The following is a 12942-nucleotide window of genomic DNA, read 5'->3' as shown; positions in this document are numbered from 1 at the left end:
CCAGAACGATTGCGGAGAAGCCTTACACCCCGAACTGTTCCGGCCAGTCGCGGCGGGTGGCGACCTGGCCTTCCGTGCGCAGACGCCGGACCGTGTCGAGGTCGATCTCGGTGATCAGCCAGTGGCTTTCCTCGACCGCGTCGCTCTTGCTTTCGGCATAGATGCCATTGGGTGGCATGCCGTAGTCGGAGGGCACGTAAAGGGCGGCGCGGCCGCGGTTTTCGTCGAGCGCCGGGGACCACGGGGCGGTCCCTGCGGTGGGTGACGAGAGGACGGCGATCTGGTTTTCCAGCGCCCGGGCCTGGGCGCCGATGCGCACGCGGTAAGCGCCGGCCAGCGTGTCGGTGCAGGAGGGTGCAAGGATCAGGTCGACATCCTTTTCGGCAAGGCTATGGGCCAGCATCGGGAATTCGTTGTCGTAGCAGATCAGGATACCGAGTTTGCCGAGCGGTGTGTCGAAGGCAGTGAGGCCGTCGCGTCCGGCAGCGATGCCCCATTGCTCGCGCTCGAAGCGTGTCATGATGATCTTGTCCTGGTGGCCAACAAGGCCATCGGGTCCGAAGAGGAAGGCGCGGTTGCGGTATTGGCCGTCGGGGTCGAGGACGGGGGCGGAGCCGGGCTGAAAGACGATCGAATGGGTGCGGGCGAGCTCTTCACAAAGCTCGACCCAGGCCGGGATCAGCGGCTGGATGCCGGCGATCGAGCCGTGAAGGTCGGAGCGGGTGGCTGTGTCGAGCTGGCCCGCGAGCACCAGGCCGGCATATTCCGGCAGCAGCACGAGTTTCGCGCCGCGCTCGACGGCCTGATGCACCAGGCCCGTCAGGTGGAGGACATATTCCTCCCAGCGCTCGATGAGATCGATCTTGTACTGGCAGGCGGCAAGGGTGAGGGCTGTCATGCTTTGAGGTCCCGGATCCAGAAGGAAAGCGGCTTCGGGCTTTCGACGCTCTCGTCAAGGTCGCGCCAGGTGAATGTCGTGCGAAGCTCGGGGTGATGGGTATAGCCGCGCTTGGCCCAAAAGGCGTCGAACGGCACGTAATCGGCCGGGCGGCGCGGATGATCGGCGGGGCGCTCGACGGCGCAGAAAGTGGCGTAGCGCAGGCCGAGCTTTCTGGCCTGCTGCTCGCGGCCCTCGAAGAATTGCACGCCGATGCCCTGGCCACGATATTCGGACAGGAGCACGCTTTCGCCGAAATAGAAGAACTCTTGTGTATTGAGCCCGGCCTCGAAGAAGGGGCGCTTCACCTCTTCCGTCTCACCGGCCATCGGCGTTCCCGTGGCAACGCCGACCACCTGGTCGCCATCGATCGCGAGCACGAAGACCGAGCCTTCGGACTTCGCATAGGTCGACAGATAGGTCTGTTCGTACACAGGATTTCCCTCGTAGAGATAGGGAAAGGCGCGGAAGACGGTGGTTCTCAGCCGTGCAAGGTCGCCGAAGAAGGGCGTCGCGTCGCTGCCGGAAAAGGATTGGATGGTGATGGCCATAGAGTGTTTTCAGTCCGTTGCGGAGTGGTTATACCCATCTGCGACCACCCGAGAAAGCAATTCCACGACGAGGAGTGACCGATGACCGCCGCTGATACCATCCGCGCCTATTACGACGCCTTCAATGCCGGCGACATGGATCGTTTTCTGGCACTCCTGACCGATGACGTCGCGCACGACATCAACCAGGGCGCCCGTCAGATGGGGAAGGACGCCTTCGCCAAATTCATGGACCACATGAACCGCTGCTACAAGGAAGAGCTGACCGACATGGTGGTGATGGTCAACGAGGACGGCACGCGGGGTGCGGCCGAATTCATCGTCAACGGCACCTATCTTGCAACCGACGAGGGCCTGCCGGAAGCCGATGGCCAGACCTACCGCCTGCCGGCCGGCGCCTTCTTCGAGATCCGCGACGGCAAGGTCGCCCGCATTTCCAACTATTACAGCCTGCCCGACTGGATCGCCCAGGTCGGCGGCTGACGTCACCGGGACATTTCCCTCAGGGCGCCGCCGAGGCTTCGGCGGTGCAGAGACGACGGGCATCGAGCAGGCCCCAGCCGAAAACCTGGTCTCTGCCGGGAGCACCGATATCCTGCGCCAACAGCGACAGGGCCTCGGCCATCTGGGCCGGCGTGAGGTCCGGTCGTTCGGCGAGCAGGACCGCGGCCGCGGCACTGACGAAGGGAGCGGCAAAGGACGTGCCGCTCTTCGGCCGAGCGCCGCTGATCGAGGCGGCCGTCCAGACATTAACGCCAGGGGCTGCGATATCGACATGCTCCCCCCGATTGGCGCGCCGATAGGGATTGCGGCTCCGGTCGACGGCGGTGACGGCGATGACGCCCTCATAGCCGGAGGGATAAAGCGGCTTCGCCCGTGGACCGGCATTGCCGACGGCCGCGACGAGGATTGCGCCGCGAGCGATCATGGCCTCCACGGTCTTCTTTAGCAGCACATTGTCCGGACCGGCGAGGCTGAGATTGATCACTCGCACATTGCGGCTCGAAAGCGCATCGAGTGCGCGGACGAGATCGAAGGTCGATGCAACATCGGCCGAACCGCCGAGCCGGCGGAAGGCATCGACGGCGATCAGGTCGGATGACGGAAGGAGACCGGGTGCCCGGCTGCCGGTGGCACCGACGAGAAGGGCAGCAACCGCCGTACCGTGCTGGCGCCCGGATTGCGGCAGGGCATCGTCGGAGATGCGGATGACCTCGAGCCTCGCCTTGTCGAGCGAGGGATGAGCGGGATTGATGGCGGTGTCGATCAGGCCGATCTTCGGCAGGCTGCCGCAACGCTGCACGAGCCCTGCAGGATCGAGAGGCCAGCCGATGATCTCGCGCACCAGCGCGCAACTCTGCCCGCCACAATCGGGCGCGGTTTCGGTCTGTTCGGGGCGGTAGTAGTGGTTGAAGTCGACCTCTGCCACGGGTGCGAGTGCTGTGACCCGCGCGCGGGCCGCCTCGAGCCCGGTGCCGCGTGGCACGACCAGACGGACAATCTCGGTGGCTGGCTGGTTCGCGGGCTCGCCAACCGGTTCGGGCGCCAGCAGTGCGAGGCTCTGACGCTCGGCAACTCTATAACCTTCGGTGGTCAGCTGGGTGATGGCCGCTTCCGGGAGGCCCGCGGCGATGATCTCGTTCGGAACGCGGTCGGGAATGGCGGCAGGCGCTGCGCGGCGGACCGGCGCCTGGCGGGGCGATTGCAGGAATGGGAAGAGGGTGAAGCCGGATTGACGGGATGGCGTCCGATCGCCCGATCCACCGGAGCCGCCACGGTCGCTGCGCCCACCCCCGCCATCATCATCATCATCGTCATCCCCGCCGCCGTCATCGTCGTCATCGGCATGGGCGAAGCTGATGAGCGGCAGCGACGGGGCGAAAGGCAGGTTGACCGGTGGTGGAAGAATTAGAGCGAGGCTCAGCAATCCGCCGAGCAACCTTGCCAAGATGCGATCCATGTTCCATCTCTCCCTAGCCGATGCCGGGCTCTTCAAGCCCTGCCGGACGGATGTGATGACAGGATATACGCGCGAGGCGGCGGTTTATTCCGGAGAGACGGAAAGTTTTTATGGTTCAGCCTGTCGATATCGTCGGAGAGCGCCTCGTTTCCTTCCTGCCCAATCTCAGACGTTTTGCGATTTCGCTCTGCCGTGCGCGCGATGTGGCCGACGATCTGGTGCAGCAGACCTGCGAGCGCGCGCTGGCGGCAGCCGCGAGCTTCGACCCTGAGACACGCTTCGACGCCTGGGTTTTTCGGATCCTGCGCAATCTCTGGCTCGACCAGTTGCGCCGCCAGAAGACGGCCGGCCCCGCCGTCGATATCGACGAGATGCATGATCTCTCCGTGGCCTCGGGCGAAGCGCAGAGCGAGGCGCGGTTGGCGCTCGAAAGGGTCGAGACCGCCCTGCAAGGCCTGCCGCCCGAACAGCGCGAAGTCCTGGTCCTGGTCTGCATCGAGGAACTGAGCTACCGCGATGCGGCCGACCTGCTGGAGATCCCCGTGGGCACGGTGATGAGCCGGCTCGCCCGTGGCCGAAAGGCACTTTCCGAATTGACGGGAATAAATCCCGAAGCCAGACGTTCTTCGCCATGAGAAAGGCGGACACTCCATGACACGCGCGATATCCGACGAAATGCTGATGGCCTTTGCCGATGGCGAGCTCGCTCCCGCAGAGCAGGAAGAGATCGAGAAGGCTCTCGCCGAAGACGATGAGCTTGCCGAGCGCCTCGCTGTATTCATGGACACAAGACATGAACTTGCGGCGACGATGAAGCCGCTGATCGATGTGCCGGTTCCGGCAGCGCTCGAGGCCTCGCTCACGGCTGCCATCGCGACAGCCCGCCAGGCGCAAGCCACGCCGCAAACCTCGTCAAAAGCCGCCGAGCCGCACACGATCGAGACGGTCGTGCCGCTCAGGCCGCGCGCATCGTCACCGTCTGCGGCTCGGTCCACGGGATCGGCGATCTCGTCGCCTTGGGGCATGGCGCTTGCCGCCTCCTTTGTCGGGATCGTCGTCGGCCTCGGTGGCTTCCTGCTCGGCCAATCCACCGGGGTCGCGCCTGATGGTGCAAACCTGGCGCTGAACGAGGCGCTGGAAACGCTTCCCTCGGGCGCCGATCGGGACGTGCCCGCGACCGGCGAAAGCCTGCATATGATTGCGAGCTTTCGCGATGCCGAAGGGCATCTTTGCCGCGAATATGAACGCAAGGCGGCGAACGCCGTGACCATGGCGGTGGCCTGCCATGGACCGGCTGGCTGGCAGACACGGTTTGCCCTCACCAACCCGGTGGCGGAAGGCTATGTACCCGCCTCGACGACGGACACACTCGATGCCTTCCTCTCTGGGATTGGCGCCGGCGCGCCGTTGTCGCCGGAGGAAGAAATCGCCGACATCGAGGCCCTTCGGACCCGTTGATGCGAAAAAAACGATACAGCCGGGAATAAGTCTCCAGCCCATCCGTTCTCCAGCACAGACAAGGATCTGGAGAAAGTCGATGAAGCTCTCGCTGCTGAAACGCCCCACGCCCCGCATAACCTTCACCTGCCGCCCCGAGGACGAGAGCGTGATCACGCCGCCGGTCCGGGCGAAGTCGGTGCTGCCCGAGTGGTTCCGCAAGCTGCCGCCGGTGACGGAGGAGAAGGTTTCACCGACCGACAGCGGCTTGACGGTCAAGCGCTGCATGCCCTTCCTCGACGCAATGATGACCGGCTGGGTGATCGGCCTGCCGGCAACCGTGCGCATGGAGATCGCCGACGGCGGGCGCACGGTAAATTGCGGCTGGGATTTCGACCGCACCCTCGTCAGCAACCATGCCACCCATCAGGTGGCAGGCAATCCCCGCGATCCGCTGCCGCCCTGCAAGTTTCACAATTACTGGACCATCCGCACGCCACCCGGCTGGAGCTGCCTCTTCGTATCCCCGCTCAATCGCCCGAACGGTCTCTTCGAGGTCGTGGCGGGTATCGTCGATACCGACACCTATCAGTCGGAGATCCACTTCCCCTTTTTCGCCACCGGCCCGGATGGCCTGCACGTGCTCGAACGCGGGACCCCGATCGTCCAGGTCATTCCCTTCCGGCGGGAGACTTCCGATCTCGACGGGGATATTCGCAGCGAAACGATAGAAGAGCAGACGGCGCGCAAGACGATCTTTCGAAAGACGATCGCCTCGGAAGGCTGGTACCGGAAATTCGCCCGCGCCCAGCGCTGACTTTTCCCGCATCATCCTGCTTTCAACCACCCGGAACAGCGTTTCGGGTGGTGTCTCCGTTTGTTCGATCATGTGAATTAACTATCTGAAAATAAATGAATTTTTTGGGAATAAGTTCGAGCGTTATCCGTTTCTCCCCTGCAGCCGACGTGCTGCCGTGAAAGAAACCAAGGAGACTGACCATGAAGAAATTCATTGCCATCCTGAGCTCTGTGCTCGCCATCGGCACCACTGCGCCGGCACCGGCGCTCGCTGACGATCCGCTGACCCGCTTCCTCGACCGGGCGACCGGGGAGGGCCGCTCCTATGCGCGCTCTGGAAGCCGCGGCGACGATCGCCGTGGCTGGAGCTCGAACAGCAACAGCAACTCGAACTCGTCGAGCAATTCGAATTCCAACAGCAATTCGAACTCGTCGTCGAACAGCAGCTCCAACTCGTCGTCGAATTCGTCGAACAATTCCAGCTCGAATTCCTCTTCAAACAGTTCGTCCAACAGCTCGTCAAACAGTTCCTCGAACTCTTCGTCGAACAGCTCGTCCAATTCGTCCGACGACGACGATTGATCCTCGCGCCGGATTGAACGAAAGAGGCCGCGGCACTGCCGCGGCCTTTGGCCGTCGCTGAATTAAAGCAATGGGCTCAGAACTTGTAGCGCACGCCGACGACATTGGCGTTCGTCGCACCCTTCATGTTGCCGAGTGTCCGCCAGGCGCCTGAGCGATGGTGCAGACGCCAGAAGAATTCCGTATTCGAGGTCTCGCTAAAGGACAGATTGACCTCCGGCCCGAGGTAAAAGAGCGCGCGGGCATTGCCCTGGTCCTCGCGCTCTTCATCAGCCTCGCGGCCCGGATGTGCTTTATTGACGAAGCTCAGACCGGCCGTGAATGCAGGCGAGAGAAAGAGGCCGTCGCCGAGGCGGATCTGGTCATAGCGCACAACGCCACCGCCCCAGACCTCGCCGGTGAAACCTTCGCCAAAGCGGGCCGCGATGCCGGCCTCGACGCCCAGCCTGATTCCGCCGATCTCGTAGGGAAACAGCTGGTAGCCACCGCCGATGATGTAATTCTTTTCATAGTCGACAGGGATGAGGGCCGCACTTTTGAGCATGTCTTCGCGCGTCATCGCGCCGCCGAAGCCGAAGATGGCTTCTTGCCCGCTGCCATCCATATGCTGTTCGCTGGTGTCGGCGCGGGCTACGGTGGATGTCTGCAATGTGATCAAGCCGAGAAGACACAATGCGGCTGAGCGCTTCAGGATGTCGCTCGTGCAGCGAGCTCTGGCCAGGCCCGAACGCGGGGGCAGGGAGAGTGTCAGCAACATGGCGCTCTTTCCTCCATCGGGGTCGTTTCATAAGTTAGGGGCCGCGTGTCACCACGCGACCCCTGCCTCCTGCCAGTATAGGCCTCAATTCATCGAGGACCAGTCCTTGCGCACGTCATCGGCATTTTTCGAGAGATGAACGTGCTGATCGACGTGGTCGACCCAGTCGAGCGGAATGTAGTGGTGCTGGCCATCAGGGGAATCGTTCTTGGTCAGCTTGATGCGGCTTTCGCCGTCCATGTGGTCGACGGTGCCGACATGGGCGCCGTCCTGGGCGAGAACTTCCATGTGTTCGCGGATCTGATCTGCAGAAATCATTGGTCATGCTCCTCTCGGGTTGGGGTGCCAAAGAAAGACGCGACGGGTGGCATTTGTTCCGGCCGCTCGCCACACAAGACATCAGGCAGGCAGGGGAACATCCATGCCTCAGATGCATTGACAGACACCCGCGCGAGATCCCTCGCCGACAGCGAGTCCATATATGTTTCCGAGAATTGCGATCATCGGCACCGGTCCCACCGGCCTCTACACGTTCAAACAACTGATCGGTTCCACCGTTCCCTTGTCCATCACGCTTTACGAAGCGGAAGGCGAGCCGGGAAAGGGCACGCCCTACCATCCCGACATGAACGACCCCGCCATGCTCTCCAATATCCCGAGCATCGAGTTTCCGGCGTTTGCGGAGACCCTGGTCGAGTGGCTGCGGCGACAGGACGACGAGACGCTGATGCGCCACGGCATCCGGCGCGAGGCGATCGACGAGCGGGAGTTCTATCCGCGTCTCGTACTCGGCGACTACATGCAGGCGCAGTTCGAGCGGATGCGAGCGGTGGCCCTTGAGCGCGGCCACGAGATCATCGTGCTCGCCCGCCACAAGGTGATCGATATCGAGATCCAGGCCGATGCCATTCGCCTTCGCGTCAGCCATGCCGACGGGCAGAATGACGCGGCCTACGACCATGTCGTCATGGCGACAGGCCACAACTGGCCCGACAGCACGGAAATTCGGCCCGGCTATTTCGTTTCGCCCTGGCCGGCGACGGTTCTGACGTCGATCCGCAATGAGGCGGTGGGCATTCTCGGCACGTCGCTGAGCGGCATCGACGCGCTGATGACGGTCGCCACAGCCCACGGCATGTTCTACGCCGATGCGGCGGGCGACCTGCAATATCAGCCGGCCGAAGGAACGGATGGGTTTAAGGCCACGCTGATGTCGCGCAAGGGCATCCTGCCGGAGGCCGATTTCTACTGCCCGCTTCCGTATGTCACGCCCCTCGTCTGCACCGAAGAAGCGATCGATGCGCTGATTGCCACGGGCCGGCACGATCTGCTCGACGAGGTCTTCGAGCTCTTTCGCGGTGAAATCGTCGCGCGCGACCCCGACTATGCCGCCCGGATCGGTCTGTCGCAGCTCACGGTCGAGACCTTCGCTGCCGCCTATTATGCCGATCGCAACGAAAGCGATCCTTTCGTCTGGGCAGCTAAAAATCTGGCGGAGGCCGAAGAGAACCGGCAGAAGCGCTACACCGTGCCGTGGCGCTATGCGATCCTGATCACCCACGAGATTGTCGCCCGGGTCATTCCGCATATCGATGAAAACGACCTGAAGCGCTTCCACCGCCACTTCAAGGGCATCTTCATCGACGACTATGCAACGGTGCCGCTGATGTCGATCCGCCGGCTTCTGGCGCTTGCCCGTGCGGGCAAGCTGTCGATCCTGAAACTCGGCGAGGATTACGAAATCCGCACCGCCGAGGACGGCCTGGAGCGCGGTGCCGAGATTGTGGTCGGCGGAACCACGCATAGCTTCGGCGCCTTTGTCGATGCGACCGGCCAGGAGACGCTGTCGGCGACCGATCTGCCTTTTCCGACGCTGGTGGCGCAGGGCGGCGTTCGCAAGTCGGCCACGCCGAAGTCTACGGCGATCCGCTCGCCCGACCGGGATCCGGATGTCGTGCGCACCGGTGGCATCGACGTCGATGAATTCTACCGCCCGCGCCTTGGCCTGATGTCAACGGCAAGGCTCTATTGCGCAGCGGTGGCCTTCCTGCTGCACAAGGAGCCCTTCGTGCAGGGCATCACCAGCGCGCGGGATATCGGCGAGACGGTCGGCAGGGCGATCCTTGCGGATATCGCGGAAGCCGAGGCACCCGTTTTTCAGATCTCGGCATAAACTTCGTCGCCGACGCTGATTGTCACGCCTTCGTTGGGCGTAGCATAGACGCCGAGATTGCGTTTGTTGTGGCGCATGATGCCGCGCAGGACATCAGGCTCTTCGGCAAGGCCCGGCTGGGCGACCAGCGTCATGCCGCAGCGGCGCGAGGCTTCCGTCACATGGATCTCCGCTTCGCCGATCCTGACGGTATGACCCACCCAGTCGTTTTCCATGAAGCCCGCTTCGTCTTCCGTTTCGATGAGCACCGAAGGGCGAAAACGCCTCGCATCGATCGGCGCAAGGCCTGTGATCGCAGCGAGCGCGCTGACCGAAGCCGTGGTCACAAGGTGAAGTTGGGCCGGCTTGTAGCGGTTGGAGACCACGGGGAAGCGGTAATCACCGGTGCCGACGAGCCCGATCGCGACCGGGAAACCGAAATGCTCTGCCAGCCGGTCCGGCAATTCGCCGTCATCGAGTGCATGCTCGGCGCCGTCGGCGAAGCGCAGGACAGGCAATCCGGTTGCCGGTTGTGAGGCTGTGATGAAGAGGGCGGGACGCCAACGCGTTTCCTTCTCAGGGGCGGCGGCAAGGCCCGTTTCCGGATCGAACAGCGCAAAGCGCCGGTCACCCTCAATGCCTTCAGCCGAGACGGTGATCGAGGCGAGCGGCTCCCCGCCAAGAGAACTCACCGGATAGCGCCAGACTTCCCGCACTCGACCGATTTTCCGCATGACGACTCCCGTTTCAGACCATCACCATACGTCGAAAAGCCGCTCTATGTTCCCACCTATTTGCCGGTGGGCGTCTTTCTGCGCTCTCAGGCTCAGGTCCAGTCGAGCACGATCTTGCTCGCCTTGCCGGCGCTGGCGAGTTCGAAGGCTTCCGCATAGTCGTCCACCTTCATCCGGTGCGTGATGACCTTGCGGATATCGAGGCCGCTTTCGAGCATGGCGAGCATCTTGTGCCAGGTGTCGAACATCTCGCGGCCATAGATGCCTTTGAGCGTCACCATGCGGAAGACGACCTTGGAGAGGTCGAAATGGAAGGGCCGGGCCGGCACGCCGAGAAGCGCGATGCGACCGCCCATCACCAGATGGTCGATCATCTGGTCGAGGGCCGCCGGCGAGCCGCTCATTTCGAGCCCGACATCGAAGCCTTCCTTCATCTTCAGCTTTGACATCACGTCGCGCAGGTCTTCGTTCGCGACGTTGACCGGATGCACGTCGGCGACTTCTGCCGCAAGCGCCAGCCGCTCCGGATTGACGTCGGTGATCACGACGTGGCGTGCGCCGACATGGCGGGCAATCGCCGCACCCATGATGCCGATCGGGCCAGCGCCGGTGATGATGACGTCCTCGCCGACGAGATCGAAGGCGAGTGCGGTGTGCACGGCATTGCCGAGCGGATCGAGGATCGCGCCGATCTCGTCGTCGATCGTGTCCGGCAGCGGGATGATGTTGAAGGCCGGGATCTTGGCGAACTCGGCAAAGGTACCCTGCACATTGACGCCAATGCCCTTTGTCTCGGGGTCGAGATGATATTTGCCGGCGCGTGAAGCGCGGCTGTTCATGCCGACGAGATGGCCCTCGCCGGAAACGCGCTGGCCAATCTGGAGATTGCGCACATTGGCACCGACGGCGACGATCTCGCCGGCATATTCATGGCCTGTGATCATCGGCACGGGGATCGTCTTCTGCGCCCACTCGTCCCATTTGTAGATGTGCACGTCGGTGCCGCAAATGCCTGTTTTGTTGATCTTCACCAGCACGTCGTCGGGCCCGATCTCGGGGACGGCTGCGTCGATCATCCAGATGCCGACTTCTGATTTCTGCTTGGAGAGCGCCTTCATGGTCAGATCATCCCGATGGTCTTGCCGGCATCGATGAATGCGGCGATGGCGGTGTCGATATCGGCCTCGGAAAGCGCTGCCGACATCTGGGTGCGGATGCGGGCCTGGCCCTTGGGCACGACGGGGAAAAAGAAGCCAGCGACATAGACGCCGCGCGCATCGAGCTCGGCGGCAAGCTTCTGCGCCAGCACAGCGTCATGGGTCATGACCGGGATGATCGGCGTCTCGCCAGGAAGCAACTCGAAGCCGGCCTCGGTCAGGCCCTGGCGGAAGCGTCTGGTATGGCCGGCGAGCCTTTCGCGCAGATCGTCGGCGCTTTCAGCAATCTCGATTGCCTTCAACGAGCCAGCAGCGACAGCGGGGGCGAGGCTGTTGGAGAAGAGATAGGGCCGTGCCCGCTGGCGAAGCAGGTCGATGGCCGCCTTCGGGCCGGCGATGAAGCCGCCCATGGCGCCGCCCAAAGTCTTGCCAAAGGTACCGGTGATGATGTCGACGCGGGTGCCGACACCGGTCAGCGTCGGGGTGCCCTTGCCTTTGTCGCCGAGATGGCCGGTGGCATGGCACTCGTCGATCATCACCATCGCGCCGTATTTCTCGGCGAGCGCGCAGATCTCCGGCAGCTTGGCGACATAGCCGTCCATCGAGAAGACGCCATCAGTGGCTACAAGCCGGAAACGCGTGCCGTCGGCAACCGCCTTCTTCAGCTCGTCTTCCAGCCCGTCCATGTCCGAATTGGCATAGCGATAGCGCTTCGCCTTGGAGAGCCGCACGCCGTCGATGATCGAGGCGTGGTTGAGGCTGTCGGAAATGATCGCGTCTTCGGGACCGAGCAGCGTCTCGAAGATCCCGCCATTGGCGTCGAAACAGGCGGCAAACAGGATCGCATCGTCCTTATCGAGATAGCGGGCAATCGCCTGCTCCAGTTCGCGGTGAATGTCCTGCGCGCCGCAGATGAAGCGCACCGAGGCCATTCCGAAACCGTGGCTGTCGATCGCGGCCTTGGCGGCCTTTTCGATCTCGGGATGATTGGCAAGGCCGAGATAATTGTTGGCACAGAGATTGATCATCTCGCGCGTGCCCCTCGCATCGCGCACCTGGATGCGGCCCGATTGCGAGCTGACGATTTCGCGCTCGCGCTTCAGAAGCCCGTCGGCTTCGATGCCCTGAAGGGTTTCGGTGATGTGGTCGAGAAAGCCGGTCTGCATGGGAAATCCCTCGATGCTGAATAATTCCAGCATATCGGAATTTTGCCCTGCCGCAATCGATATTTTGGAATTTCCTTTTCGCCTATCTGTGTAGCACGACCAGCAGGCCTTTGCCGATATCCGTTCCGCAATTGCGGATCGCATGCGGAACATCGGCGCGGTAACGGGCGGTTTCGCCGGTCCTTATGACCGTCTTGCTGCCGCCGCTGGAAATCTCGAAACCATCGGTAAAGGCGGTGAAATGTTCGAAAGCACCGATCGAATGCGGCTGGCTCACAAGGGCGCCGCCCGGATCCATTTCGAGGTCGTACCATTCCGTCTGGCCGGCAAGGCGGGGTGAGCTCAGGATCTTCAACCGGCAGGAACCGTCGGCGCTGCGGATGACGGGTGTGTGCATGACCGAGGTCACCTCGATCTCCTCGCGCCCGGCGACGGAGGTGCCGTTACCGATCAGATCCGAGAGTTCAATCTCCATCGCCTGGGTGAGGCTCCAGAGTACCGCGAAGGTCGGATTGGCCTCGCCGCGCTCTATCTGGCTCAGCATCGACTTGGAGACACCGGAGAGCGTGCCGAGCTGTTCAAGAGTTAGCTTACGCGCCTTGCGCTCGCGCTTGATGGCCGGGCCGATCTCGGGAGTGTGCTGCTGCATCAGAATGTCCTGCGGTCACGTCAGCGGGTGCCGACCGCCTCTTTTACGCCGACCGGCAGCCG

The 12942-nt window shown here is 62.9% G+C and carries 15 protein-coding genes; 6 read left to right on the top strand and 9 right to left on the bottom strand.

The genetic code is table 11. From position 1 onward, the window contains the following. Window positions 1-22: 22 nt before the first annotated feature. Window positions 23-898 carry a carbon-nitrogen hydrolase family protein gene (locus tag QWE_RS05480; RefSeq protein WP_006725098.1) on the bottom strand — a complete coding sequence of 292 codons (876 nt, stop codon included), beginning with the start codon at window positions 896-898 and terminating at the stop codon, window positions 23-25. Continuing rightward, window positions 895-1488 (bottom strand): GNAT family N-acetyltransferase, encoded by a 594-nt coding sequence (locus QWE_RS05475; RefSeq protein WP_006725097.1) that lies wholly within the window; start codon window positions 1486-1488, stop codon window positions 895-897. The genes QWE_RS05480 and QWE_RS05475 overlap by 4 nt, the downstream gene beginning before the upstream one ends. An 81-nt stretch (window positions 1489-1569) precedes the next feature. Here QWE_RS05475 and QWE_RS05470 point away from each other — a divergent pair, with 81 nt between their 5' ends. Beyond that, window positions 1570-1971: a ketosteroid isomerase-related protein gene (locus QWE_RS05470; protein ID WP_006725096.1), complete on the top strand. Its 402-nt coding sequence runs from the start codon at window positions 1570-1572 to the stop codon at window positions 1969-1971. A 19-nt stretch (window positions 1972-1990) separates the two neighbouring features. On the opposite strand, the gene QWE_RS05465 is transcribed toward QWE_RS05470, so the two are convergent. Beyond that, on the bottom strand, window positions 1991-3448 hold the full coding sequence (locus QWE_RS05465) for a S8 family serine peptidase (RefSeq protein WP_006725095.1): 1458 nt from the start codon (window positions 3446-3448) through the stop codon (window positions 1991-1993). 110 nt (window positions 3449-3558) lie between these two features. Here QWE_RS05465 and QWE_RS05460 point away from each other — a divergent pair, with 110 nt between their 5' ends. The 4 genes from QWE_RS05460 to QWE_RS24625 all read left to right on the top strand — a co-directional run bounded on the left by QWE_RS05460 (window position 3559) and on the right by QWE_RS24625 (window position 6265). Then, on the top strand, window positions 3559-4083 hold the full coding sequence (locus tag QWE_RS05460) for an RNA polymerase sigma factor (RefSeq protein ID WP_006725094.1): 525 nt from the start codon (window positions 3559-3561) through the stop codon (window positions 4081-4083). Between the two features lie 16 nt (window positions 4084-4099). After that, window positions 4100-4906 carry an anti-sigma factor family protein gene (locus tag QWE_RS05455; protein WP_006725093.1) on the top strand — a complete coding sequence of 269 codons (807 nt, stop codon included), beginning with the start codon at window positions 4100-4102 and terminating at the stop codon, window positions 4904-4906. 79 nt (window positions 4907-4985) lie between these two features. Beyond that, window positions 4986-5702 (top strand): DUF6065 family protein, encoded by a 717-nt coding sequence (locus QWE_RS05450; RefSeq protein ID WP_006725092.1) that lies wholly within the window; start codon window positions 4986-4988, stop codon window positions 5700-5702. 182 nt (window positions 5703-5884) lie between these two features. Continuing rightward, a complete protein-coding gene (locus QWE_RS24625) occupies window positions 5885-6265 on the top strand; it encodes a hypothetical protein (RefSeq protein ID WP_083872840.1) in 381 nt (126 codons plus the stop codon). A gap of 76 nt (window positions 6266-6341) precedes the next feature. Here QWE_RS24625 and QWE_RS05440 read toward each other — a convergent pair whose 3' ends face one another. Then, complete coding sequence (locus QWE_RS05440; protein ID WP_006725090.1) at window positions 6342-7022, bottom strand: hypothetical protein; 681 nt, start codon at window positions 7020-7022, stop codon at window positions 6342-6344. Between the two features lie 84 nt (window positions 7023-7106). Next, window positions 7107-7340, bottom strand: coding sequence for a DUF2171 domain-containing protein (locus tag QWE_RS05435; protein WP_006725089.1), 234 nt, complete (start codon window positions 7338-7340; stop codon window positions 7107-7109). A 163-nt stretch (window positions 7341-7503) separates the two neighbouring features. On the opposite strand from QWE_RS05435, the gene QWE_RS05430 reads away from it, so the two are divergent. Then, window positions 7504-9195: an FAD/NAD(P)-binding protein gene (locus QWE_RS05430; RefSeq protein WP_006725088.1), complete on the top strand. Its 1692-nt coding sequence runs from the start codon at window positions 7504-7506 to the stop codon at window positions 9193-9195. On the opposite strand, the gene QWE_RS05425 is transcribed toward QWE_RS05430, so the two are convergent. From QWE_RS05425 to QWE_RS05410, 4 genes are all read right to left on the bottom strand, one after another. Continuing rightward, complete coding sequence (locus QWE_RS05425) at window positions 9180-9908, bottom strand: MOSC domain-containing protein (protein WP_006725087.1); 729 nt, start codon at window positions 9906-9908, stop codon at window positions 9180-9182. The two genes, QWE_RS05430 and QWE_RS05425, sit on opposite strands and share 16 nt — an antisense overlap. 92 nt (window positions 9909-10000) lie before the next feature. Then, window positions 10001-11026 (bottom strand): L-threonine 3-dehydrogenase, encoded by a 1026-nt coding sequence (gene tdh, locus QWE_RS05420; protein ID WP_006725086.1) that lies wholly within the window; start codon window positions 11024-11026, stop codon window positions 10001-10003. Window positions 11027-11028: 2 nt separating this feature from the next. Continuing rightward, complete coding sequence (locus QWE_RS05415) at window positions 11029-12231, bottom strand: glycine C-acetyltransferase (RefSeq protein ID WP_006725085.1); 1203 nt, start codon at window positions 12229-12231, stop codon at window positions 11029-11031. An 82-nt stretch (window positions 12232-12313) separates the two neighbouring features. Then, window positions 12314-12880: an XRE family transcriptional regulator gene (locus tag QWE_RS05410; protein ID WP_006725084.1), complete on the bottom strand. Its 567-nt coding sequence runs from the start codon at window positions 12878-12880 to the stop codon at window positions 12314-12316. Window positions 12881-12942 lie beyond the last annotated feature (62 nt).

The organism is Agrobacterium albertimagni AOL15 (genome assembly GCF_000300855.1).
Classification (GTDB): domain Bacteria; phylum Pseudomonadota; class Alphaproteobacteria; order Rhizobiales; family Rhizobiaceae; genus Allorhizobium; species Allorhizobium albertimagni.
The sequence above is the reverse complement of the archived record's forward strand: the minus strand, read 5'-3'. Positions and strand labels throughout refer to the sequence as shown.

Coding starts and splice junctions, on each gene's coding strand:
- QWE_RS05480 (WP_006725098.1), bottom strand. CDS start 898: ATGACAGCCCTCACCCTTGCCGCCTGCCAGTACAAGATCGATCTCATC.
- QWE_RS05475 (WP_006725097.1), bottom strand. CDS start 1,488: ATGGCCATCACCATCCAATCCTTTTCCGGCAGCGACGCGACGCCCTTC.
- QWE_RS05470 (WP_006725096.1), top strand. CDS start 1,570: ATGACCGCCGCTGATACCATCCGCGCCTATTACGACGCCTTCAATGCC.
- QWE_RS05465 (WP_006725095.1), bottom strand. CDS start 3,448: ATGGATCGCATCTTGGCAAGGTTGCTCGGCGGATTGCTGAGCCTCGCT.
- QWE_RS05460 (WP_006725094.1), top strand. CDS start 3,559: ATGGTTCAGCCTGTCGATATCGTCGGAGAGCGCCTCGTTTCCTTCCTG.
- QWE_RS05455 (WP_006725093.1), top strand. CDS start 4,100: ATGACACGCGCGATATCCGACGAAATGCTGATGGCCTTTGCCGATGGC.
- QWE_RS05450 (WP_006725092.1), top strand. CDS start 4,986: ATGAAGCTCTCGCTGCTGAAACGCCCCACGCCCCGCATAACCTTCACC.
- QWE_RS24625 (WP_083872840.1), top strand. CDS start 5,885: ATGAAGAAATTCATTGCCATCCTGAGCTCTGTGCTCGCCATCGGCACC.
- QWE_RS05440 (WP_006725090.1), bottom strand. CDS start 7,022: ATGTTGCTGACACTCTCCCTGCCCCCGCGTTCGGGCCTGGCCAGAGCT.
- QWE_RS05435 (WP_006725089.1), bottom strand. CDS start 7,340: ATGATTTCTGCAGATCAGATCCGCGAACACATGGAAGTTCTCGCCCAG.
- QWE_RS05430 (WP_006725088.1), top strand. CDS start 7,504: ATGTTTCCGAGAATTGCGATCATCGGCACCGGTCCCACCGGCCTCTAC.
- QWE_RS05425 (WP_006725087.1), bottom strand. CDS start 9,908: ATGCGGAAAATCGGTCGAGTGCGGGAAGTCTGGCGCTATCCGGTGAGT.
- tdh (WP_006725086.1), bottom strand. CDS start 11,026: ATGAAGGCGCTCTCCAAGCAGAAATCAGAAGTCGGCATCTGGATGATC.
- QWE_RS05415 (WP_006725085.1), bottom strand. CDS start 12,231: ATGCAGACCGGCTTTCTCGACCACATCACCGAAACCCTTCAGGGCATC.
- QWE_RS05410 (WP_006725084.1), bottom strand. CDS start 12,880: ATGCAGCAGCACACTCCCGAGATCGGCCCGGCCATCAAGCGCGAGCGC.